The following is a 20,845-nucleotide window of genomic DNA, read 5'->3' as shown; positions in this document are numbered from 1 at the left end:
GGCGAGTGTCTGTGTCACATGTGTCGGGCGCACCGCCCCGGACATAGGCTCGGTCCGAGAAGCACCCGCAGGTCAAGCTCGGGATGATCCCTCGGTGTCCAGTTCGTATCCGGGTGCTACGACGTCTTCGACGGTGACGTCGACCCTGCCGCCGACCATGGTCGCTACCACGTCCCGGATCTGGGCCGCAGTCTGACGGACCGGGGCACCGAAGTGCAACGTCACGTGCACTTCGGTGACGCCCTCGGACAACCGGACACCCGAGACCCGACGTCCGGGTAGATACGTGCCGACCTCCCCGAACATGCCCGAGTGCAAACCTGCCACCCCCGGCACACTGCCCACTGCCTCTGCGACGATGTCCGCGGGTGTCGCTGTCTGCTGCTTTCCAGGTTGTTCTGCCACTGGTCTGCCTACCTCACTGCACTCGGGCAGGCGCGGGTTGCTCGGAAGTGTCTTCGTCGTCTTCGAGGTGAACGTCGTGAACGGTGACGTTGACTTCGGTGACTTCCAGCCCGGTCATCCGCTCGATGGCGGCAATCACATTACGCCGCAACCCTTCTGCGAGGTCGGTGATGGACACCCCGTAGTCGGCCACGATGTCGAGGTCGACGGCGGTCTGCTTCTCGCCGACCTCCACCGACACACCTTGGGAGTGGTTCACGCTGGCTCCCGGGATGCGTTCGCGCAGCGCTCCGACGACGCGGGACGCGCCACCTCCGAGGCTGTAGACGCCGTGCACCTCCTTCGCCGCGATGCCCGCTATCTTGGACACGACGGTATCGGCGATCGTGGTCTTGCCCTGTGAAGTCAGCAGTGCAGGCTCGCCTCGACCAGTGCCGTCCTTGGCGATTGCGGTGCTGGCAGGTTGAGTGCTGGTCATCGAGGACCATCTCCTTCAAGTCGATTGTGCGTACCCCCGTTAGACGTGTTCGAATGCCCCCATCCGCAGGTCTGAAGCGTGTGATCTGCGTCACATTTTTCGGCGCCGAGTCTGCTGTCCAAGATCGGGCGCGCGATAGGTTGGACGTAGTCATCCGCCATCGCGGTACCGGAGGAGGTCGAATGACCATCGACCGGCAAGCTGCGGACCTTACTGAGGCCGGCGATTGGTACCTCGCCAATTCCGCCACACTGGGCGACCGGACCGCGTTCGAGGTCATCGTGCACCGGCACGGTCCGCTGCTCTTTCGGTACGCCCGCCGGATGCTCGCCAACGACCACGACGTCGCCGATGTGGTTCAAGAGACCTTCGTCTCGGCGTGGCGCCAACTCGGCAGCTTCCGCGGCGGGTCGTCGCTCCAGACCTGGCTGCTGTCAATCTGCTCCCGCAAGATCGTCGACAACTACCGCGTCAAACGCGCACAACCGATCGACGACCTGATTCTGGACACTGTGCCGGCCGCCGGCGTCGGTAGTGATCCTCCGGCTGCCGCTTCGGCAATGGAGTTCTTGGAAGCTCTCGAAATGGCACTCCTGGAACTGCCACCCCGGCAACGTTCCTCGTGGGTCCTACGCGAAATCGAAGAAATGACGTTTGTCCAGATCGGCGAGATCCTCGGTCTCAGCCAGGACGCCGCCCGCGGCCATCACTTCCGCGCGACCCGCACACTCAGGGAAAGGCTGCACAGGTGGAGATGAACGATCCCCGCGACCTTCTGGCCCAAGCAGGGAGCTTCCTGCGGGCCCAACCCGAGCCCGGGTGGGACGCGATCGCCTCCCGGGTGATCGCCGCAGTGCGCGCCACTTCCCGACCCGGAGGGTGGCCGCTGGCCGCTGACGGACCCGACCTACCCGGCCCCGGACATCTGTACGTCAGCGAGAACGTCCTCCGCAGCACCCTGGCGGTAGTCCTGAGGCAGCGGTACCTGTGCGCCCCTACCGCAATCCACTTCGACATCGACGGCGACGCGTTGCGCGCCGTTCACATCGAGGTCACCGGTAGCTATGGCACCGCGCTGCACCGACTGGGTCACCACCTTCGTGCCACGACCGCGGAGACCATCATCGAACTCCTGGGTGACACCGCTGGTGGCCCCATCGACGTCACCATCACCGATGTCGTCACCGGCGACCCACTACACCTCTGACCCACTGCACCCCAGGGGTTTTGCGCGGAACACCTGCACGTCAGAAGCGGCAGGTAGCGACCTGGATCCCACATCTCAATTCTTACGAAAACGGGACCGTCGAGGCCGACTACTTGATCTTGGTGTGGCCGGGGTGCGACCATGCTGCATGGCTGGCTCTCAAGAGACCAAAGGCAGCGAAGCCACTGCTATCGAACACGTACTGGGGCGGCTTCGCACGAGTTATCCCATGCTTTCGCCGGATTTGGTGAACGAAGCTGTGCGTGAAGCATATTCACGTTTTGACGGTCGCCCGGTGCGCGACTTCGTCCCTTTCTTCGTCGAGCGCGGCGCCCGTCGCCGGCTCGCCGACTTGACGCTGAGCGGAAGGGAAGTTGCCCCCGTGACGCCGGACGTCGACAGCACAGTGCGTCAACCCTGACTCGCGCGCGGTCACCACTGGCGGCACACACTCATAGACGCGAGAGCTGGTTTCGCCCGCGCATCTTGGCCTCGTAGAGCGCCTTGTCTGCCCGAACGACGCTCTCCAACAACGTTTCTTCATGCCCTACCGTGGTGTATCCGATCGAACAGGTTTGTGACGATGGCATGCCACATCTAATCCGATTGAGAACGATTTCGGCTTGACCGAGTGTGGTGTCGGGCAGGGCGACGAGGAACTCCTCACCCCCCCACCGACCGAAAACATCGCCGCGCCGTAGCGAGGCCCCTGCGGCGGTCGCGAAGTCTCGTAGCAGCGTATCGCCGGCGGTGTGGCCCTTCCTGTCGTTGTACGCCTTGAAGTTGTCGAGATCGATGACGGCGACCGTCACGGAAACGCCGCGGTTACGCGTTTCGGCAACCAACGATTCGACCCGCGCGTCCCAGGCGCGTCGGTTGAGAAGACCCGTCAACGCATCGGTAGATGCGGACTGTTTCAGCGCGGCTTCCGTCGCGGCGACCGCGGACACATCGTGCATTTCGATCTGGACGCTCTGCATACCCGAGTGGTGGGCGACCGTCGCGCTGAACTCGACGATGATCTCGGTGTCGTCGAGTCGTCGGAGCACGCCTCGACGCGCTCTGAGGGGCGGACCTCCGGCGAGGATCTCGTCGAGCATCGCCTGAGCGGTGGTCCTCAAGCTCCCGGTTACCAGCTCCAGCGCCGGGAGCGAGTCGAGCTGATCGGCGGTGCGCGCCCCGCACAAGGTGATGGCTTCCGGATTTGCGTAGCTGACCGCACCCTTCACGTCGACAACGATCACTGCCACCGGTGATTGCTCGACGAGCGCACGCCACCGAGCCTCGGCTCGAGCGTGCGCTGTCCGCGCCCGGGCGAGTTCGGTGACGTCGGTGGAAACTCCGCCGATTCCGAAGACTGCTCCGCCGTCGTCGATCAGCGGGAATTTGGTCGACCGGAACGTGTGCACCGATCCGTCGGCATGGTCGAGGTATTCGCTGAACACCTGCGACTGCCGGGTCGCCATGATCTGTCGGTCGTTTCGCCGGTAGTCGTCCGCGAGCGCTGCGTCGAAGAAGTCGTGATCGGTGAGACCGATCAATCCGCCTTCGATTCGCGTCGCCCGCTCGACTGCGGGATTGGCCGTCACGTAATGTCCGTCAACATCTTTGGCGTAGATGAGGACATCGGTGTGCCGCAGCACGCCATCGAGCATCCGCTGTTGGCGGCGATACGCGGAATCGGCGTCCAGTCGGGCCCTGACCTCGGCCGCGAACAGTCGCGCCTGGCGGCGCAGTTCCAAGTTGCTCATCACCTGGTCGGCCAGAATCTGCAGATGCTGCCGCTGCAGTGTGGTCAGCGCCCCGGGCTTGACGTCGAGGACACACAGCGCTCCGAGTGCATGACCGTCCGCGGTGATCAACGGTGCTCCGGCGTAGAACCGCAGTAGCGGGTCGCCGATCACCATCGGGTGATCCGCGAAGCGCGAATCCTGCGTCGTATCCGGGATTTCGAGTAGTTCCGGGCTCTGTAGCGCATGTGCGCAGAAAGACAGTTCCCGAGACGTCTCGGTGGCGTCGACACCGTGTCGCGCCTTGAACCACTGCCGCTCGGCATCGACCAAACTGACCGCCGACATCGGCACCCCGCACACGTGCGCCGCGAGCGACGTCAGGTCGTCGAATGCCTTCTCCGGCGGCGTGTCGAGGATGCCGAACGAATCCAGAGCGGCCAGGCGTTCACTCTCGCTGTCCGACGCCCTGATCAACTGGTCGTCACGAGTCTCCGGCGGGCCTTTCGACGGCAACATGGCGCCTCCGTTCTGGGTCGCTCGACCGAAGGCTTTCACCCCTCAACTTCTGGTAGCCCAGTTTATGGCGATCTCAGCCGTGAGGGAGGTCAGTTCGCGTATGCGCTGTGAGCAGCAAGTGATCAACCTTTGCTCTTGCACTGTCCCCGGGGGGCGCAGCTTTGATGTCGTCGAGGAATTGCCTGGCCAGTTCGCGCAGCTTCGTGTTGGTGTCCTTCGAACGCCATGCGAGAACATCGAACGCCCGCTCCGCCGACACCCCGTATGTCCACATGATGACGCCGATCGCTTGATTGATCACCGCCCGATGCACCTCAATGGTGGCCACCACCTCGTTGACCGTCTGCTGCAGGTCGGATTCGAGCACCTCGCTGATGTCGATGTAGAAGCCGGTCGTCCCGATCACCTGGCCGTCGTCATCGTGGACATGCTCGCCGACGACTACCACGTGATGGGTGTGACCGGCAGTGTCGACGATCCGATGTCGACTACTGAACGGAGCGGCGCCGCGTCGCACCCGCTCGACGATCTCGGCGACGGCAAGGCGGTCCTCATCATGTTTGTGCGTCAGGATCAATTCGGTCGTCGGGGTGACGGCCCCAGGCTCGTATCCATGCATGCGGGCTACCGCATCCGACCATTCCCACTGGTCAGAATCGGTGCGATAGGAAAATCCGCCGACCCGTTCCAACGGCGTCGGGAAATCTGTCGGCGGACGGGCTCGCGCAGTCATTGCGAGAAGTGTCACACGCACCCGCAAACGACGTGCCTGTATGGCCCACTGGCCGGTCGACAGGTTGCACTGCAAGCTAGTTCGGCACATCGCGTCCGTAGAGCCTGCGGGTGAGCCAAACTTGTCTGATGCCTGCGCCGGTACCGTCTCAAGGGCTGCGTGAACGCAAGAAAGCGCGCACCCGGCTGGCGATCCGTCAGGAAGCGTTCCGCTTGTTCGACGAGCTGGGTTACTGCAACACCACCATCGAGCAGATCGCAAAAGCGGCCGACGTGTCGCCTCGCACCTTCTACCGCTACTTCAGCGTCAAAGAGGCGGTACTGCTGTCCGACGACCTGACAGCGCCGATCGTCGACGCCTTCATCCGGGCCCCCGCTGAGATGGCGCCGGTCGCCGCGTATCGATACGCCGTAGCTGAGGTGGCCGCCGCACTGACACCGGAAGCACGGGAAGACGCGATCCGAGGTCAGCTACTGCTGTACACCATCCCGGAGGCGCGCGGACTCCTCTACACCGAGTACGTCAGGCTGATCCATCTCGTCACCAAAGCACTTGTCTCGCGGCCCGGCGCACCCGCCGATGAGCCTGAACGCCGCGTGATCGCAGGGGCGATCGTCGGAGTGCTCATCGCCAGTTCCGACAACACCCCCCTGCCCGAGGTCGAGACCCTGAGCGCACTGAAAGTCCTCGAGACCAAACTGCGATTCCGCTGACCAGCGCAGCCAGGTCGCGAACAATCGACCCCATGGGCGGGGACGAACCGCGTAGTCGACGGGAACGGAACAAGGCCAGGACACGATCGGCCGTACGGCACACGGCGCTGAGGCTGTTCACCGAGAGGGGTTACGCCGAGACCACGGTCCAGCAGATCGCCGATGCCGCCGGGGTGTCCGCGCAGACCTTCTTCCACTACTTCGCCTGCAAGCGACACGTACTCCCCGATGAGGACATGACCGACAGGATCATCGAGGGCTTCGTCGGCGCGCCTGCGAGCCTGTCACCAGTAGCCGCATACCGACACGGCCTCAAGACGGCGTATCGCTCGCTGACCGACAGCCAGCGCGATGCCGGGATGCAGACGCGCAGCGTCATCGCCACCACCCCGGACGCTCGCGCCGTGCTGTACAACTCGTACGCCCGGCTGATCGATTCGATCGCCGACGCCCTCCTGACGCGCCGCGACGCGCCGACCGACGGAGCCGAACGTCGGGTCCTGGCGGGCGCCATCGTCGGCGTCATCATCGCCTGTTCGGAGACCAGCCCCCAGCCCGACCGGGAAATCCTGCGCGGGCTGACCATCCTCGATGAAAACCTCCGCCGAGATCACCATCGGACGGCAACCGGAGTTACCGACGGGTAAGGGACCGGCTCGCCGGGGAGTCAGGTAGGACGCTTAAACTTCCCGGGATACATTCTTAAAAACGTTCTTAGAGAAACATGCCATCAGGAGGCGCAGTGGCCAGTCACGCCAGCTCAAAGATCTCCAAGGTGCTCGTTGCCAATCGCGGGGAGATCGCGGTCCGGGTGATTCGAGCAGCCAAGGATGCCGGCCTCACGAGCGTGGCGGTGTACGCCGAACCCGACGCCGACGCCCCCCACGTGCGGCTCGCCGACGAGGCGTTCGCCCTCGGCGGCCAGACCTCGGCGGAGTCCTATCTGGTGTTCGACAAGCTGCTCGACGCCGCCGCGAAGTCCGGCGCCAACGCGATCCACCCCGGCTACGGCTTCCTCAGCGAGAACGCCGAGTTCGCCCAGGCCGTCATCGACGCCGGGCTGATCTGGATCGGCCCCAGCCCGCAGTCCATTCGCGACCTCGGCGACAAGGTCACCGCCCGCCACATCGCCGCCCGCGCGGAGGCCCCGCTGGTGCCCGGCACCGCCGAACCGGTCAAGGACGCCGATGAGATCGTCGCGTTCGCCCAGGAGCACGGCGTCCCGATCGCCATCAAGGCCGCCTTCGGTGGCGGTGGCCGCGGCATGAAGGTCGCCCGCACCATCGAGGAGATCCCCGAACTGTTCGACTCGGCCACCCGCGAAGCCGTCGCCGCCTTCGGCCGCGGCGAGTGCTTCGTCGAGCGCTACCTCGACAAGCCGCGCCACGTCGAAGCCCAGGTCATCGCCGACCAGCACGGCAACGTCATCGTCGCAGGCACCCGGGACTGCTCGCTGCAGCGCCGCTTCCAGAAGCTCGTCGAGGAAGCGCCCGCGCCGTTCCTCACCGACGCGCAGCGCAAGGAGATCCACGAGTCCGCCAAGCGCATCTGCAAGGAGGCCGGCTACTACGGCGCAGGCACCGTCGAGTACCTGGTCGGCCAGGACGGCCTGATCAGCTTCCTCGAGGTCAACACCCGCCTGCAGGTCGAGCACCCGGTCACCGAGGAGACCTCCGGTATCGACCTCGTGCTGCAGCAGTTCAAGATCGCCAACGGCGAAGCACTCGACATCGCCGAGGATCCGACGCCGCGTGGGCACTCGTTCGAGTTCCGGATCAACGGCGAGGACGCCGGCCGCGGCTTCCTGCCCGCCCCCGGCCCGGTGAGCAAGTTCGAGCCGCCGACCGGCCCCGGGGTCCGCATGGACTCGGGCGTCGAGAGCGGTTCGGTGATCGGCGGGCAGTTCGACTCGATGCTGGCCAAGCTGATCGTCACCGGCGCCACCCGCGACGAGGCCTTGGCCCGCTCGCGCCGTGCACTCGCCGAATTCAACGTCGAGGGCCTCGCCACCGTCATCCCGTTCCACCGCGCCGTCACCGCCGACCCCGCCTTCATCGGCGACGGCACCAAGTTCGACGTGCACACCCGCTGGATCGAGACCGAGTGGGACAACACCGTCGAGCCGTTCACCGGCGGTGACCCGATCGAGGAAGAGGACACCATCCCCCGGCAGACCGTCGTGGTCGAGGTCGGCGGGCGTCGCCTCGAGGTGTCGCTGCCCGGCGACCTGGCCCTCGGTGGCGGCGGTGCACCGTCGCACGGTGCGATCCGCAAGAAGCCCAAGCCGCGCAAGCGTGGTGGCGGTGGCGCGTCGGCCGCATCCGGCGACTCGGTGACCGCCCCGATGCAGGGCACCGTCGTCAAGGTGGCCGTCGAAGAGGGTCAGACCGTGGCCGCGGGCGACCTGGTCGTGGTGCTCGAGGCCATGAAGATGGAGAACCCCGTCACCGCCCACAAGGACGGCGTGATCACGGGCTTGGCCGTCGAGCCCGGCGCGGCGACCACCCAGGGCACGGTGCTCTGCGAGATCAAGAGCAGCGAGTAGGTCAGATCCGGCCGACCCGCCGCAACCCGTCAACGGTGTCGGCGATGGTTTCGGCCGGGTCGCGCTGCGTGACGCCCAGGTCATGCACGCTGGGAGTGTCGTCGGACTCCGGCATCTGCGTGTAGTACTGCATCGCCGCGGAGTTGATCGGCGTCTCGAACGGCAGGTATGAGCCGATCGTGTCGAACAGTGCGCCGACGCCGCGCAGGGCGGTGTCGGGCACCGGGATGACCGCGAGCGACCGGTCGGCGGCGGTGCCGATCAGCGACGCCAGTTCGTCGACGGGGATCCGGCGGCCACCGGCCATGTAGCGGCGCGGCCCCTTGCCCGGTTCCAGCAGCGCGACGTGCAGATCGGCGAGGTCACGGACGTCGACGACGATCCAGGCGGCGCTGCGCCCCGGCACGCTGTGCATCTTGTAGGCCGCCTCGACGCCCTCGGCCGCCTCGCCGAACTGTTCACCCGCCGGCGGTCCGAGCACCATCCCGGGATAGGTGATGTCGACGGGCGCTCCGCCGTCCTGCAGGCCGCGGGCGTAGGCCTCGACGACGGCCTTGGACCTGCCGTAGCCGTCGTTGCCGCCCACCACCGGCAGATCGGCGTGCAGCACGTCGAGGTCGGGACGGAACAGCGCGGTGAAGCTCGACACGTGGACGATCGGGTCCAGCCCCTTGGCGGCCGCTCCCCCGAGTACGTAGCGAGCACCCTCGAGATTGGTGTGCAGCATCTCGTCGGCACGGCTGGGGTCGGTGGAAACCATTGCCGCGCAATGGATCACCGCGTCGCAACCCTCCAGGGCCCTGTCGACGGAGTCGGCGTCGGCGATGTCGCCGAGCACGTGGTCGCCGACGTCGACGCCGATGCTGCCTGCGCTGGCGATCAATCGCTCGGCGCTGCGCACCAGGAACCTCACATCACGCCCGCTGTCCTGCACGGCCTTGGCCGTCCACGCGCCCACGAACCCGGTGCCGCCTGTGATCAGTACCTTCATCTGTCCTCCGGTGCGTCGTGGCCTCGCGCGCTACCGTACCGACGACATCAGTACTCGACGCGGAAGCCGCCGATCAACCGGATCAGGTTGCCGTCGGGATCGGTCACCGTCGACAACCGCACACCCTTGTTCGCCTCGACGGCCGCCTCGGGGTTCATCCCCCGCTGCTGCAGGTCGGCGATGTGGGCGTCGAGGTCGTCGACGGCCACGTTGAGCAGGCTCGACCCGGCCCGATCCGGGTCGCAGAACACCTGCACCCAGCCCCCGGGCACCACCTGCCATTCGGCGAGCGTCGGCATGGGTTCGTTGTCGGGGTGCCGGCCGAACAGTGAGCTGTACCAGTCACGACTGGTCGTCAGATCGGATACGGCCACCACGGCCAGTAGATGCTCGATTGCCACTGCTGTCCCTTTCGTCCCCAGCTACGACCTGCCCGGACTCGACAACTCATCGCGAGCACACTGCTGGTACCCCAAAACCCCTGTCACGCCACCCCGTCGTGTTATACGTTTGCCCTACACGGGCACTCCGATTGCTGAGGGGTGGAGGCGGTCCCGCTCGAGGCGAAAGCCACGGGCGGGACCGATCCCTTTCCATGAGAAGCTGACGGGGTGGAGCCCGTCGAGATCAATGCCGGCGCCTGGTACCTGCGCGCCCTGCGTGCCGATCACCGCGTCGACGACCGCCCCGCACTCGCCGACCTCGGCGAGCACCGCCCCGAATACGTGCAACAGCTTGCCGCACACTGGGATTCGGAGACGTTGTACTCGTGGGCGGTATGCGAGCCGACGACCGGCGAGTTGCTTGCCGAGGTGACGCTCGATCCGTCGACCCGGGTGATCAACACACGCACCCGTCCGGGCCACGAGCAGGCCGCTCGTACCGGGACGGACGCGGTGCAGCGGTTCGCCGAGGCGATGCTCGGCGGGTAGCTCAGCGCTCGTCGACGTCGAGACCCGAACCCAGATCCGCACAGTCCACCGCGATGACGTCGTCGCGGCTGCGCAGAAACGGACCGGCCCCGTCGTCACCGGTGAGCGCGTCGAGCAGCTGCGGCCAGTGCCTGCGGGCAATCACCACCGGGTGACCTGGGCGTTCGCCGTACCGGGCGCGGGCCAACCCGGACTCCGACGCAGCGGCCGCGGCCAGCACCCGGCGCACCGAGGCGGCGCCGACGTCGGGGGTGTCGACGGTGGTCAGCACCACGAACTCGATCGATTCAGCCAGCGCGAGCAGCCCCGCCCGCACCGACGCACTCATACCGTCGGCCCAGTTCACGGCGACGACAGAGCGCGCCGGCGGTGGCACGTCAACCACAGCAGCCCCGAGAACCACAACGACGTCCCCACAGCCACCGTCGGCCAGCGCCGACACGCCGAGCCGCAGCCACCCGCCATCCTCAGCGAGCACCTTGGGGAGGCCGTACCGGGTGCCCGCGCCCGCGGCCAGCAACACTCCCGCCACTGAACTAGCCTGCATCACAGTGTTTTTCACCAATCGTCCGCCGTCCGAGGCGCCTGCTTCACCGGTGCATGGAAGCTGAGAGTTGCGTGTGCAAGCCCGTGCCGCCATTGTCCAAGATCAACTTAGGGGCGTAGGGTTCACAGCAGGTTGAATTCACAGCCTTTTGGAAACGTCATCGTCACGCGGACCGAGTCCGTGCAGGCTTTGAAACCAAGGGCCCACCTTGACGTGAACCCAGGTCCGAATCACGCATTCCGACTATTGGAGTCACTATGTCCAGTACACAAACCGCTTCGCCCGACCAGATCGACGCCCGCACCGCGCGCTTCGAAACCACGCGGCCAGAGGCCTCCACGGCGGTCGTCGTCGCCCACGGCGAACTCGACGCCGCCAACGTCGACGAATTCATCGACTACGCGCTGCGTCGTCGCGCCGACACCGACCGCCTGATCATCGATCTCTCCGGCCTGGCCTTCTTCGCCACCGCCGGCTTCACCGCCCTGCACACGCTCAATGTGCAGTGTGTCAGCGCCCAGATCCGATGGGCACTGGTGCCCAGCCCCGCGGTGCACCGGTTGCTGCGCATCTGCGACCCGGATGCTGTCCTGCCGACTTGCGCCGACGTCGACGAGGCGCTGGCCGCAGTGCAGACCGATCAGCCGCGGCTACTGCAGCTGGTCCCTGAGCCTAGCTAGCGACTTCGCCAGCAGTCGGGACACGTGCATCTGAGAGATGCCGACCCGCTCGGCGATCTGCGTCTGCGTCATCGATTCGAAGAACCGCAGCACCAGCACCGTGCGCTCGCGCTCCGGCAACGCGTCGAGCAGGGGCCGCAGCGACTCCCGGTTCTCGATCTGATCGAGGCTCATGTCGACGTCGCCGAGCGTGTCGGCGAGTGCAGGCGCTTCTTCACTGCCACTGCCGCCGCTGTCGATGGACAGCGTGTTGTAGGAACTGCCTGCGACCAGACCCTCGATCACCTCGTCGCGGTCCATCTCCAACTCGGCGGCCAATTCGCTGGCCGTCGGCGCACGACCCAGCCGCTGCGACAGTTCCGCGGTCGCCGCACCCAGGCGCAGATGGAGTTCTTTGAGACGACGCGGGACCTTCACCGACCAGCTGTTGTCGCGGAAGTGCCTGCGGACCTCACCCATGATGGTCGGCACGGCAAACGAGACGAAGTCCGACCCGGCGGTGACGTCGAAGCGGATGACCGCGTTCACCAGACCGACCCGGGCGACCTGGACCAAGTCATCGCGTGGTTCACCGCGCCCGTCGAATCGCCGGGCGATGTGGTCGGCCAGCGGCAGACACCGGTTGACGATCTTGTCGCGCTGCCGCTGAAACTGCGCCGAACCTTCCTCGAGGTCGGCCAACTCGCGGAACATGTCGGCCACGTCCGAATATTCAGAGCTCGAACGTTTCGACGAGCCCTGCGAAGCGGGTCTCGTCACCTCAGCGAGCTCGCTCGCCTCGTTGTCATGGTGATGCCGAACGTCTGCCCGTCACCGGCGGACTGGCCGTTGTTGAACGTGGTGACCTCGTCGGTGAGCGACGTCAGCACGTGCCAGCTGAAGCTTCCGGGGGCGAGAATGTCGGAGGTGTCGCATGCGGTCGACGCGTGCACAACCAGGGCCTCGGGCTGCGGATCGACCACCAGGAGCAGGGTCGCCTCGGGCACCGCCGACCTGATCAGGCGGGTACACGCCTCATCGACCGCAAGGCGCAGATCTGCGACGGCGTCGAAGTCCAGATCCTCGAAGGTGCCGATGGCGGCCACCAACGTGCGCAGCACAGCGAGATTCTCCAGCGTGGCGGCCACTCGGAGCTCGACCGACTGAGCACTGTGGCCCAGCCCATTGTTGTGGCTCACGACGTCGGCCATCTGCCCTCCTGGAAACTTGCAAGCGAGACTACCCCAGGCATATCCCCAGCTATCCACGGGCGTTGGGGGCAGTAGTGGACAAGATTTGGTATGTCGTCATGGTCGTGGAGCAATACCCCCTTGACACGTCAGCCAAAACAATGCCGCATCTCAATTCAATTACCTTGCGACTGAAAGAGGTTCGTGAGACACAGGTCACCCGTTTAGCTCCATGGCGTGCCGGGAAGCCTCCGTGCGGGCCCAAAAATTGGGCAGTGAACGTGTTCCACAACCGGAAGGCACACCATGGCTGACGAAAACAGCGGACCCGCAGAGGGCATCAAGGGCGTCGTCGAAGACGTGAAGGGCAAGGCCAAGGAAACGGTCGGCACCGTCACCGGACGCGATGACATGGTCCGTGAGGGCAAGGCCCAGCAGGACAAGGCGGAAGCCCAGCGCGACGTCGCGAAGAAGGAAGCGGAAGCCGAATCGGCCCGCGCCGGCGCCAAGGCAGCCGAGAAGCGCCAAGAGGCGAATCAGTAGGACGTTCCACCAGATGAAGCCCGACCGGTCGATCCGGTCGGGCTTCATTCTTTTCAGCCCATCGGCTGCCCCGCCATCCCGATGACGGTTCGCAACGAAGACCTTCTATGACGTCGACCACCCGAATACCTGCGGCGCGCGCTGCACTCGCCGGCGTCGTTGCCGTGATCGCGGCCCTGGGTGCCGGGCATCTCGTCTCCGGACTTGTCCTCGCCCCTGCCGCGTCGCCCTTCCTCGCAGTCGGCAACGCCACCATCGACCGGACGCCCGCGCCGGTCAAAGACTTCGCGATCACCTACTTCGGCACCAACGACAAGCCCGCCCTGCTCGTGGGCATGGCGGTCATTCTCGTCGCGTTCGGACTGCTCGTCGGACTGATCTCGCGCCGCAGCGTGGTGCCGGGCCTGGCCGCGATCTGCGTCCTCGGCGTTGTGGGTGCGCTGGCCGTGTGGGAACAGTCTGCTGACCCGGTTGGGCTGCTGGCGCCGTTGGCCTCGCTGGTCGCCGGCGTCGGCGTGTTCTGGTGGCTGCACCGGCAAGCCCAGCCGCGACCAAGGGACCGCGAGGCCACGGACGACGCATCCACGGCCGGACTCGGTCGGCGTCGATTCGTCCTGAACTCGCTGGTCGCGGCAGTCGGCGCGCTGATTGCCGGCGCGGGCGGGTTCGCGTTGACCAGCCGGGTCGACGTCGCCGCGTCGCGGCGCGCCGTCGGCGAGCTGATCCCCGATGTGCCTGCACCGCCGATTCCCGCGGGCGCGGCGTTCCCCGAACTGGGCACGCCGACGTTCCTCACCCCGAGTCCGGACTTCTATCGCATCGACATCAACCTCGCTGTGCCGCAACTGCGGGCCGAGGACGCCGTACTACGCATCACCGGCATGGTGGACCAGCCGATGGAATTCACGTTCGATGACATCAGGTCAATGCCGTTGACAGAGCAGACGATCACCATGACCTGCGTGTCGAACGAGGTTGGCGGACCCTATGTTTCGACGTCGAACTTCATCGGCGTACCCCTGCTGGACCTGCTGGAGCGGGCCGGGATCCAGCAGGGCGCCGAACAGGTGGTGGGCCATTCGGCCGACGGGTTCACCCTCGGCACCCCGCTGGACATGCTGCGTGCTGCCGGCAGGCAGGCGATGGTGGCGATCGGGATGAACCGTGAGGCGCTGCTACCTGAGCACGGATTCCCCTTGCGCACAGTCGTTCCCGGTCTCTACGGCTACGTCTCGGCGACCAAGTGGCTGACCGAGCTGGAGTTGGCCACCTACGACGTCAAGCCCTATTGGGTGGAGCGAGGTTGGGACGGTCAGCCGCCGGGCGTGGTGCCGATCAAGATCTCCTCCCGCATCGACGCGCCGACATCGTTTCAGCGGCTGCCCGCGGGTGACGTCACCGTCGCCGGTACCGCGTGGGCTCAGGGACGCGGCATCAGCAAGGTCGAAGTGCGTTTCGACGAGGGGCCCTGGCAACCGGCCGAACTGGCCACCGAGGTCAATCGGAACACCTGGCGGATGTTCCGAATCACCGGACCGCTGTCACCCGGCCAGCACAGAGTCACGTGCCGCGCATTCGACGGAGACGGCGTCATGCAGCAGGAAGACAGGCTGCGTCTGATCAACCCCGGCCCGGTCCCCGACGGATCGACGGGCTGGCATTCGATGATCTTCACTGTCGAGTAGAGCAACCTGGGCGTCGGGCTACAGCAGGCGTCGGGCTAGAGCAACGGCGCGCTAACGACGGCACTGAACACCATCAGCGCGAGCAGCAGCCAACCCGTCCCCAGCCACGCCCACCACGCGGGCTGATCGCGCCGCACCCGGACACCGCGCGCCAACGACCAAGCCGCACCGGCGAGCAGAATCGCCGGTGCCCCCAGCGCCAGTCCCGCGCGCTGCGGCGCCCCGCACGCAACCGCGTCGACCGTCGAACCGGTGCAGGTACTGACCCAGACCATCGCGGTGAGCAGAAAGACCAGACCTGCCGCGGCGAACCCGGCGCCGGTGCGCAACGCCACCCCTACGTGGCTGTAGTCGACGTCCCGGTTGCGGGATAGATCGGTCATGGTCGGCTGCATTCCCACCGGTCAACTGCGATAAACACGATGTGTCGCAGGCCGCGCCTACGATGCGTGCGTGACGAGGCTGCGGTGGAAGCTCTACGTGGTGCTGGGGGCCTCTGTCGGCATCACCGCCTACCTGATCGGCGCCGGCGTGACGGCGAGTGTGCTGCTCGGACTGCTGGCGCCGGTCCTCGCGGCCGCCGCGCCCCGCTTCTTCGTGGCCACCGTCGTCGGCGCCGCGACCCCGGGCAGCGGTGAGCGCAGCGCCGCAGACCGCATGTCGGGCACCGAGTTCGAGGACTACGTCGCCCGCATCGCCCGATCATGCGGCGTGCCGGTGATCATGACGTCGATCACCGGCGACTGGGGAGTCGACCTGATCGTCGGCCGCCGGCCCGATCGGCTGGCGGTCCAGTGCAAGCGGCTGTCGCGTCCGGTGGGCGCCAGTGCTGTTCAGGAAGTGGTCGCAGGCGCGCCCATGCAGGACTGCACCAGGACGATGGTGGTCACCAACAACGAGTTCACGCCCGCTGCAAGGAAACTCGCCGAGCTGCACGGGTGTGAGCTGGTGACGGGTGCGGATCTGCCGCGGCTGCGCTCGACGATCCGGCGGCTCACTGCGCCTGCTGAGCCCACATCGTCCTGAGCGTGGCGTGCACGGCGTCGACGGCGGCGTCGATCTCGTCGCGCGACACCGTCAGCGCCGGCCGGAAACGCACGCTGTCGGGTCCGCAGCCCAGCATGATCACTCCGCTGTCCCACAGTCGGGCGACCAGGGCGTCGCGCTGCTCGGCAGTCGGCATGCTGAACGCACACATCAGGCCGCGGCCACGCACGTCGCGCACCAGGTCGGGGAACTCGACGGTCAACTCGTCGAGGCGGTCGAGCAGATAGCGTCCGCTCGCCGCCGCCCGGGTGAACAGTCCGTCGGCCTCGATGACCTCCAGGATCCGTCGGGACCGGACCATGTCGACGAGGTTTCCACCCCATGTCGAGTTGATCCTCGAGCTGACGGTGAACACGTTGTCTTGCACCTCGTCGACCCGCCGGCCCGCCATCACACCGCACACCTGGGTCTTCTTGCCGAAGGCCACGACGTCCGGCATCACGCCCAATTGCTGGTAAGCCCAAGCAGTTCCGGTGATGCCGCAGCCGGTCTGGACCTCGTCGAAGATCAGCAGCGCGTCGTACTCGTCGCACAGATCGCGCATGGCGACGAAGAACTGCGGCCGGAAGTGCCGGTCGCCACCCTCCCCCTGGATCGGTTCGGCGATGAAGCACGCGATGTCGTGCGGGGCGGCTTCGAACGCTGAGCGGGCCTGGCTGAGCGCTTCGGCTTCCAGCGCATCCATGTCCGCCCCGGGGCGGATGAACGGCGCGTCGATGCGCGGCCAGTCGAACTTCGGGAAGCGCGCCACCTTGTTGGGATCGGTGTTGGTCAGCGACATCGTGTAGCCGCTGCGGCCGTGGAACGCCCCACGCAGGTGCAGCACCCTGGTGCCCAGCGCCGGGTCCAGACCGCGCGCCTCGTTGAGCCGACTCTTCCAGTCGAACGCGACCTTCAAGGCGTTCTCGACAGCGAGTGCGCCACCGTCGACGAAGAACAGGTGCGGCAGGGCCGGGTCACCGAGCACCCGGGCGAAGGTGTCGACAAAACGGGCCATCGGGACGCTGTACACATCGGAGTTGCTCGGCTTGTTCAACGCGGCCGCGGCCAACTCGGCGCGGAAGACGTCGTCGTCGGCCAGGCTCGGGTGGTTCATGCCCAGCGCCGACGACGCGAAGAACGTGAACATGTCGAGAAAGCCGCGGCCGGTACGGGCATCAACCAGGTAGGACCCCTGCGACCGGTTGATGTCGAGGACAAGATCAAGACCGTCGGCCAGGATGCTGCGGGCCAGCACCTCCCGCACGTCCGACGGGGAAACCTCAGGCGATCGGGTGCGGTTGGAGACCGGAAGAAGGTCAGTCATCCCGCCATCGTAGAGGATATTTTCCGGTTTGCATCAATCTGAACGGTCTTTAATCCGGTATGAAGCGTCTTTCGCCGTAGAACTTCTGTAGGATGACCGTGCTGCGTGTCTTCACGTCGGCGGCGGTACGGATCCGTTGAAGCAGACCTTCCAGTGCCCGCGCCGACTCGACGTGCACCAGCAGGACATAACTCTCCTCCCCGGCCACCGAATAGCACGCCTCGATTTCAGGGATGTGCTCCAGCCGGGCGGGTGCATCATCGGGTTGCGACGGATCGAGAGGGGTGATGGCGACGAACGCCGAGAGCATGCTGCCGACGGCCTCCGGGTTGATCCGCGCCGTGTATCCCGCCACCACACCGCGCGACTCGAGCCGCCGCACCCGGGACTGCACCGCCGACACCGACAGTCCCGCCGCAGTCGCGAGGTGCGCCAGCGTCGCACGACCGTCGGCCACCAGTTCACGGGCCAGGATGCGGTCGATCTCGTCGAGATGCAGCACTTCGTCGGGGCCCGTCATGGCCGCACCCTATCGGAATCTCCACCCCTACAAGCGCGATGAGGACTGCTCATGACCACCACTGTGATGTCCGCCCTCCCCACCTCCGACGCGCTGCGCTCCCGCGCACGCGACGCCCTCGACGCCGTCGGGTCGACCGCTCGGCTGGGCTCCCCCGGCTCGGGCGGGCTGGCCGCGAGCACGCCGATCACCGGCGACGTGCTGTTCACCGTGGCCGAGTCGTCAGTCGAACAAGCCGACGCCGCCATCGCCGAAGCAGCGCAGGCCTTTACGACGTGGCGCGTGACCCCTGCGCCGGTGCGCGGCGCGCTGGTGGCCCGCCTCGGCGAGCTGCTGGTCGAGCACAAGGCCTCACTGGCCGAGCTGGTCACCATCGAAGCCGGCAAGATCACCTCCGAGGCGCTCGGTGAAGTGCAGGAGATGATCGACATCTGCGAGTTCGCCGTCGGGCTGTCACGGCAGCTGTACGGCAAGACGATCGCCTCCGAGCGGCCCGGCCACCGGTTGATGGAGACCTGGCATCCGCTCGGTGTCGTCGGCGTCATCACCGCGTTCAACTTCCCGGTGGCGGTGTGGGCGTGGAACACCGCCGTCGCGCTGGTGTGCGGCGACACCGTGGTGTGGAAGCCCTCGGAGCTGACCCCGCTGACCGCCCTGGGCTGCCAGGCGCTGATCGAGCGGGCGTGCTCTGATGTCGGCGCGCCGGTCGAGGTGAGCAGGCTGCTGCTCGGGAGTCGCGAGGTCGGTGTGCGGCTCGTGGACGATCCACGCGTCGCGCTGCTCAGCGCCACCGGGTCGGTGCGGATGGGCCGCGAGGTGGGGCCGCGGGTCGCACAGCGATTCGGGCGTGTGCTGCTGGAACTCGGCGGCAACAACGCCGCGATCGTCACCCCGGCAGCAGATCTGGATCTGGCGGTGCGGGGCATCGTGTTCTCGGCGGCCGGGACCGCCGGTCAGCGCTGTACCACGCTGCGGCGGTTGATCGTTCACTCCTCGGTGGCCGACGAGCTGGTGTCCAGGATCGTCGCGGCGTATGGGCAGCTGGCGGTGGGCGACCCGTTCGCCGACGGTACGCTGGTCGGCCCGTTGATCCACTCGGCGTCCTACCGCGACATGGTCGGCGCGCTGCAGCAGGCGGTCGCCGAAGGGGGTGAGGTGATCGGCGGTGAGCGCGTCGAGGTCGGCGAATCGGACGCGTTCTACGTCAGGCCCGCGGTGGTGCGGATGCCCGCCCAGACCGCCGTGGTGCACGCCGAGACGTTCGCGCCGATCCTCTATGTGCTGACCTACGAGACGTTGGATGAGGCGATCGCGTTGAACAATGCGGTGCCTCAGGGTCTTTCGTCGTCGATCTTCACCCTGGACATGCGCGAGGCGGAGCGCTTCATGGCCGCGGACGGGTCGGACTGCGGGATCGCCAACGTCAACATCGGCACCTCGGGTGCGGAGATCGGCGGGGCGTTCGGCGGCGAGAAGGAGACCGGCGGTGGCCGCGAGTCGGGCTCGGACTCGTGGCAGGCGTACATGCGGCGGGCGACGAACACCGTCAACTACTCTGCGGAGCTGCCGCTGGCCCAGGGCGTCACGTTCGGCTGAGTGGCGGGGCACTCGGGTGGACACCACCTTCCGCATCGCTCGAGTCGAGATCGACGCCATGGCTGTCGAACAGACAAATGCACGCCTGATCACCGCCGAGACGTCGATCTCGGTCCGAGGGTCCGGCGAGGGTAGAACCACGCGAAGCGGCGGGCGCAGCACCCGCCGGGCCATCCCACCACTCGCCCGCGCACAATCGAGGCATGGAACTGGACGGCAAGGTCGCCATCGTCACCGGCGGCGGGTCGGGAATCGGGCAGGCGCTGGCATCTGAACTCGCGACGCAGGGGGTGCGCGTTGTCGTCGGCGACCTCGACGAGGCGGGCGCGCAAGCGACGGCCGCAGCCATCAGTGAGGCCGGTGGCGCCGCGGTGGCACTGCGCGCCAACGCAGCCGACGAATCCGACATCGAAGCGCTGATCGCGTTGGCCGGCCGCGAGTTCGCCGCCGTCGACCTCTACGTCGCCAACGCCGGCATCACCGGCGTCGCAGGCATCGGCACTGAATCAGACTGGGACCGGATTCTGGCCGTCAATCTGCGGGCCCATGTGCGGGCGGCCGAACTGCTTGTGCCGCAGTGGAAAGCACGTGGCTACGGTTACTTCGTGTCGATCGCATCAGCAGCCGGGTTACTGTCACAGATCGGCGCCGCCGGTTACGCGGTCACCAAACACGCTGCCGTGGGCTTCGCGGAATGGCTGGCGATCACTTACGGCGACGACGGCATCGGCGTCAGCTGCGTGTGCCCGCTGGGCGTGGACACCCCACTGCTCGACGGAATCCGCGCGGACACCGACCCCGACGGCCGCGCCGGCGCGCAGTCGATCCTGCAGTCCGGTGAGGTGCTCGCACCGTCGGACGTTGCGTCGCTGACCGTCGACGCGATCACGGACGACCGGTTCCTGGTGCTCCCGCACCCACAGGTGCTGGAGATGTACCGGCAGAAGGGCTCTGACTACGACCGCTGGATCGCCGGGATGCGTCGGTATCAACGCACACTACGGGAGCATCATGGCGCGGATGTCGGGCCGGCGAACTCCTGATACGCCGCGAAAGCGCGTGCGCCGTATATCGTCGCCGGGCCACCGTGCATCATGATGCTCACGCCGATCGCTTCGGCGGCTTCGTCCTCGCTGGCTCCGGCCCGGGCTGCACCCCTGGCGTGCGACGCGATGCAGCCATCGCAGCCCTGGACGATGCCGATCACCATCGCCATCAGCTCCTTGACTTTCGGGCTGAGTGCACCGTCTGCCAGCGCGGCCCCGCTGATGGCGTTGAACCCGTCATAGACCTCGGGGATCATCCGCCGCAGCGCTTGATGCTGGGGGCGTAGCTCGGACAGGACGTCGTGGTAGTGCAGATCGCCGCTCATCGTGTGAGTCTGACTGTGCGTCCCGTGCTGAGAAAAGAGTCCAAAGTAACCGCTGCGTGCACTGCGCGCTCCGCGGATTTCGACGAGCGCGCGCTGCGGTACACCCAACGCGGCGTGTCGGCGTGCA

Annotated in this window: 26 protein-coding genes; 13 read left to right on the top strand and 13 right to left on the bottom strand. The window is 66.7% G+C overall.

The features are described 5' to 3' along the window. Window positions 1-72: 72 nt before the first annotated feature. Both ABDC78_RS07130 and ABDC78_RS07125 read right to left on the bottom strand, forming a co-directional pair. Window positions 73-405 carry an Asp23/Gls24 family envelope stress response protein gene (locus tag ABDC78_RS07130; protein ID WP_178361020.1) on the bottom strand — a complete coding sequence of 111 codons (333 nt, stop codon included), beginning with the start codon at window positions 403-405 and terminating at the stop codon, window positions 73-75. A gap of 13 nt (window positions 406-418) precedes the next feature. After that, window positions 419-883: an Asp23/Gls24 family envelope stress response protein gene (locus ABDC78_RS07125; RefSeq protein WP_178361021.1), complete on the bottom strand. Its 465-nt coding sequence runs from the start codon at window positions 881-883 to the stop codon at window positions 419-421. A gap of 182 nt (window positions 884-1,065) precedes the next feature. On the opposite strand from ABDC78_RS07125, the gene ABDC78_RS07120 reads away from it, so the two are divergent. The 3 genes from ABDC78_RS07120 (at window position 1,066) to ABDC78_RS07110 (ending at window position 2,511) form a co-directional block, all read left to right on the top strand. After that, complete coding sequence (locus tag ABDC78_RS07120) at window positions 1,066-1,641, top strand: RNA polymerase sigma factor (RefSeq protein ID WP_178361022.1); 576 nt, start codon at window positions 1,066-1,068, stop codon at window positions 1,639-1,641. Continuing rightward, window positions 1,632-2,090 (top strand): hypothetical protein, encoded by a 459-nt coding sequence (locus ABDC78_RS07115; protein ID WP_218621191.1) that lies wholly within the window; start codon window positions 1,632-1,634, stop codon window positions 2,088-2,090. Before ABDC78_RS07120 ends, ABDC78_RS07115 begins: the two co-directional genes overlap by 10 nt. Window positions 2,091-2,238: 148 nt before the next feature. Beyond that, a complete protein-coding gene (locus ABDC78_RS07110; RefSeq protein ID WP_218621192.1) occupies window positions 2,239-2,511 on the top strand; it encodes a hypothetical protein in 273 nt (90 codons plus the stop codon). Window positions 2,512-2,542: 31 nt separating this feature from the next. Here the strand turns inward: ABDC78_RS07110 and ABDC78_RS07105 are convergent, their stop codons facing one another. Beyond that, window positions 2,543-4,339, bottom strand: a complete 1,797-nt coding sequence (locus ABDC78_RS07105) for a diguanylate cyclase (protein ID WP_178361024.1) — start codon at window positions 4,337-4,339, stop codon at window positions 2,543-2,545. 73 nt (window positions 4,340-4,412) lie between these two features. Then, on the bottom strand, window positions 4,413-5,072 hold the full coding sequence (locus ABDC78_RS07100) for a PAS and ANTAR domain-containing protein (RefSeq protein ID WP_178361025.1): 660 nt from the start codon (window positions 5,070-5,072) through the stop codon (window positions 4,413-4,415). A gap of 128 nt (window positions 5,073-5,200) precedes the next feature. Between ABDC78_RS07100 and ABDC78_RS07095 the strand changes: the two genes are divergently transcribed. From ABDC78_RS07095 to ABDC78_RS07085, 3 genes are all read left to right on the top strand, one after another. Then, the gene (locus ABDC78_RS07095; protein ID WP_178361026.1) at window positions 5,201-5,785 is read left to right on the top strand and encodes a TetR family transcriptional regulator; all 585 of its coding nucleotides are present in this window, start codon (window positions 5,201-5,203) and stop codon (window positions 5,783-5,785) included. 32 nt (window positions 5,786-5,817) lie between these two features. Beyond that, window positions 5,818-6,432 carry a TetR/AcrR family transcriptional regulator gene (locus ABDC78_RS07090; RefSeq protein WP_178361027.1) on the top strand — a complete coding sequence of 205 codons (615 nt, stop codon included), beginning with the start codon at window positions 5,818-5,820 and terminating at the stop codon, window positions 6,430-6,432. 95 nt (window positions 6,433-6,527) lie between these two features. Continuing rightward, complete coding sequence (locus tag ABDC78_RS07085; RefSeq protein ID WP_178361028.1) at window positions 6,528-8,330, top strand: acetyl/propionyl/methylcrotonyl-CoA carboxylase subunit alpha; 1,803 nt, start codon at window positions 6,528-6,530, stop codon at window positions 8,328-8,330. 1 nt (window position 8,331) lies between these two features. Here ABDC78_RS07085 and ABDC78_RS07080 read toward each other — a convergent pair whose 3' ends face one another. Further along, a complete protein-coding gene (locus ABDC78_RS07080; protein ID WP_178361029.1) occupies window positions 8,332-9,321 on the bottom strand; it encodes an NAD-dependent epimerase/dehydratase family protein in 990 nt (329 codons plus the stop codon). A gap of 47 nt (window positions 9,322-9,368) precedes the next feature. Next, complete coding sequence (locus ABDC78_RS07075; RefSeq protein WP_178361030.1) at window positions 9,369-9,722, bottom strand: VOC family protein; 354 nt, start codon at window positions 9,720-9,722, stop codon at window positions 9,369-9,371. Between the two features lie 210 nt (window positions 9,723-9,932). Here ABDC78_RS07075 and ABDC78_RS07070 point away from each other — a divergent pair, with 210 nt between their 5' ends. Further along, entirely contained in the window at window positions 9,933-10,253 is a 321-nt protein-coding gene (locus tag ABDC78_RS07070; RefSeq protein ID WP_178361031.1) for a hypothetical protein, read from the top strand. Window position 10,254: 1 nt separating this feature from the next. On the opposite strand, the gene ABDC78_RS07065 is transcribed toward ABDC78_RS07070, so the two are convergent. Beyond that, window positions 10,255-10,800, bottom strand: a complete 546-nt coding sequence (locus ABDC78_RS07065) for an NTP transferase domain-containing protein (RefSeq protein ID WP_178361032.1) — start codon at window positions 10,798-10,800, stop codon at window positions 10,255-10,257. A 257-nt stretch (window positions 10,801-11,057) separates the two neighbouring features. Between ABDC78_RS07065 and ABDC78_RS07060 the strand changes: the two genes are divergently transcribed. Then, entirely contained in the window at window positions 11,058-11,480 is a 423-nt protein-coding gene (locus ABDC78_RS07060) for an STAS domain-containing protein (protein ID WP_178361033.1), read from the top strand. On the opposite strand, the gene ABDC78_RS07055 is transcribed toward ABDC78_RS07060, so the two are convergent. Both ABDC78_RS07055 and ABDC78_RS07050 read right to left on the bottom strand, forming a co-directional pair. After that, window positions 11,451-12,239 (bottom strand): RNA polymerase sigma factor SigF, encoded by a 789-nt coding sequence (locus ABDC78_RS07055; protein WP_178361034.1) that lies wholly within the window; start codon window positions 12,237-12,239, stop codon window positions 11,451-11,453. The genes ABDC78_RS07060 and ABDC78_RS07055 overlap by 30 nt on opposite strands. Next, complete coding sequence (locus tag ABDC78_RS07050) at window positions 12,236-12,670, bottom strand: ATP-binding protein (RefSeq protein ID WP_178361035.1); 435 nt, start codon at window positions 12,668-12,670, stop codon at window positions 12,236-12,238. The genes ABDC78_RS07055 and ABDC78_RS07050 overlap by 4 nt, the downstream gene beginning before the upstream one ends. A gap of 285 nt (window positions 12,671-12,955) precedes the next feature. Between ABDC78_RS07050 and ABDC78_RS07045 the strand changes: the two genes are divergently transcribed. Continuing rightward, window positions 12,956-13,192, top strand: a complete 237-nt coding sequence (locus ABDC78_RS07045; RefSeq protein WP_178361036.1) for a CsbD family protein — start codon at window positions 12,956-12,958, stop codon at window positions 13,190-13,192. A 107-nt stretch (window positions 13,193-13,299) separates the two neighbouring features. Beyond that, window positions 13,300-14,877 carry a molybdopterin-dependent oxidoreductase gene (locus ABDC78_RS07040; RefSeq protein ID WP_178361037.1) on the top strand — a complete coding sequence of 526 codons (1,578 nt, stop codon included), beginning with the start codon at window positions 13,300-13,302 and terminating at the stop codon, window positions 14,875-14,877. 35 nt (window positions 14,878-14,912) lie between these two features. Here the strand turns inward: ABDC78_RS07040 and ABDC78_RS07035 are convergent, their stop codons facing one another. Beyond that, window positions 14,913-15,260, bottom strand: coding sequence for a hypothetical protein (locus tag ABDC78_RS07035; RefSeq protein ID WP_178361038.1), 348 nt, complete (start codon window positions 15,258-15,260; stop codon window positions 14,913-14,915). 70 nt (window positions 15,261-15,330) lie between these two features. Here ABDC78_RS07035 and ABDC78_RS07030 point away from each other — a divergent pair, with 70 nt between their 5' ends. After that, a complete protein-coding gene (locus tag ABDC78_RS07030; RefSeq protein ID WP_178361039.1) occupies window positions 15,331-15,903 on the top strand; it encodes a restriction endonuclease in 573 nt (190 codons plus the stop codon). Here ABDC78_RS07030 and lat read toward each other — a convergent pair. Beyond that, complete coding sequence (gene lat / locus ABDC78_RS07025; protein WP_178361040.1) at window positions 15,872-17,230, bottom strand: L-lysine 6-transaminase; 1,359 nt, start codon at window positions 17,228-17,230, stop codon at window positions 15,872-15,874. The two genes, ABDC78_RS07030 and lat, sit on opposite strands and share 32 nt — an antisense overlap. 49 nt (window positions 17,231-17,279) lie before the next feature. Continuing rightward, window positions 17,280-17,750: an Lrp/AsnC family transcriptional regulator gene (locus tag ABDC78_RS07020; RefSeq protein WP_178361041.1), complete on the bottom strand. Its 471-nt coding sequence runs from the start codon at window positions 17,748-17,750 to the stop codon at window positions 17,280-17,282. A 51-nt stretch (window positions 17,751-17,801) separates the two neighbouring features. Between ABDC78_RS07020 and ABDC78_RS07015 the strand changes: the two genes are divergently transcribed. Both ABDC78_RS07015 and ABDC78_RS07010 read left to right on the top strand, forming a co-directional pair. Continuing rightward, complete coding sequence (locus ABDC78_RS07015) at window positions 17,802-19,346, top strand: aldehyde dehydrogenase family protein (RefSeq protein WP_178361042.1); 1,545 nt, start codon at window positions 17,802-17,804, stop codon at window positions 19,344-19,346. Between the two features lie 203 nt (window positions 19,347-19,549). Then, on the top strand, window positions 19,550-20,389 hold the full coding sequence (locus ABDC78_RS07010) for an SDR family NAD(P)-dependent oxidoreductase (protein ID WP_178361043.1): 840 nt from the start codon (window positions 19,550-19,552) through the stop codon (window positions 20,387-20,389). Here ABDC78_RS07010 and ABDC78_RS07005 read toward each other — a convergent pair. Continuing rightward, window positions 20,356-20,718 (bottom strand): carboxymuconolactone decarboxylase family protein, encoded by a 363-nt coding sequence (locus ABDC78_RS07005; RefSeq protein ID WP_178361044.1) that lies wholly within the window; start codon window positions 20,716-20,718, stop codon window positions 20,356-20,358. The genes ABDC78_RS07010 and ABDC78_RS07005 overlap by 34 nt on opposite strands. Between the last annotated feature and the right edge of the window lie 127 nt (window positions 20,719-20,845).

Source organism: Mycobacterium sp. DL (assembly GCF_039729195.1).
Taxonomy (GTDB): Bacteria; Actinomycetota; Actinomycetes; order Mycobacteriales; family Mycobacteriaceae; genus Mycobacterium; species Mycobacterium hippocampi_A.
The sequence above is the reverse complement of the archived record's forward strand: the minus strand, read 5'-3'. Positions and strand labels throughout refer to the sequence as shown.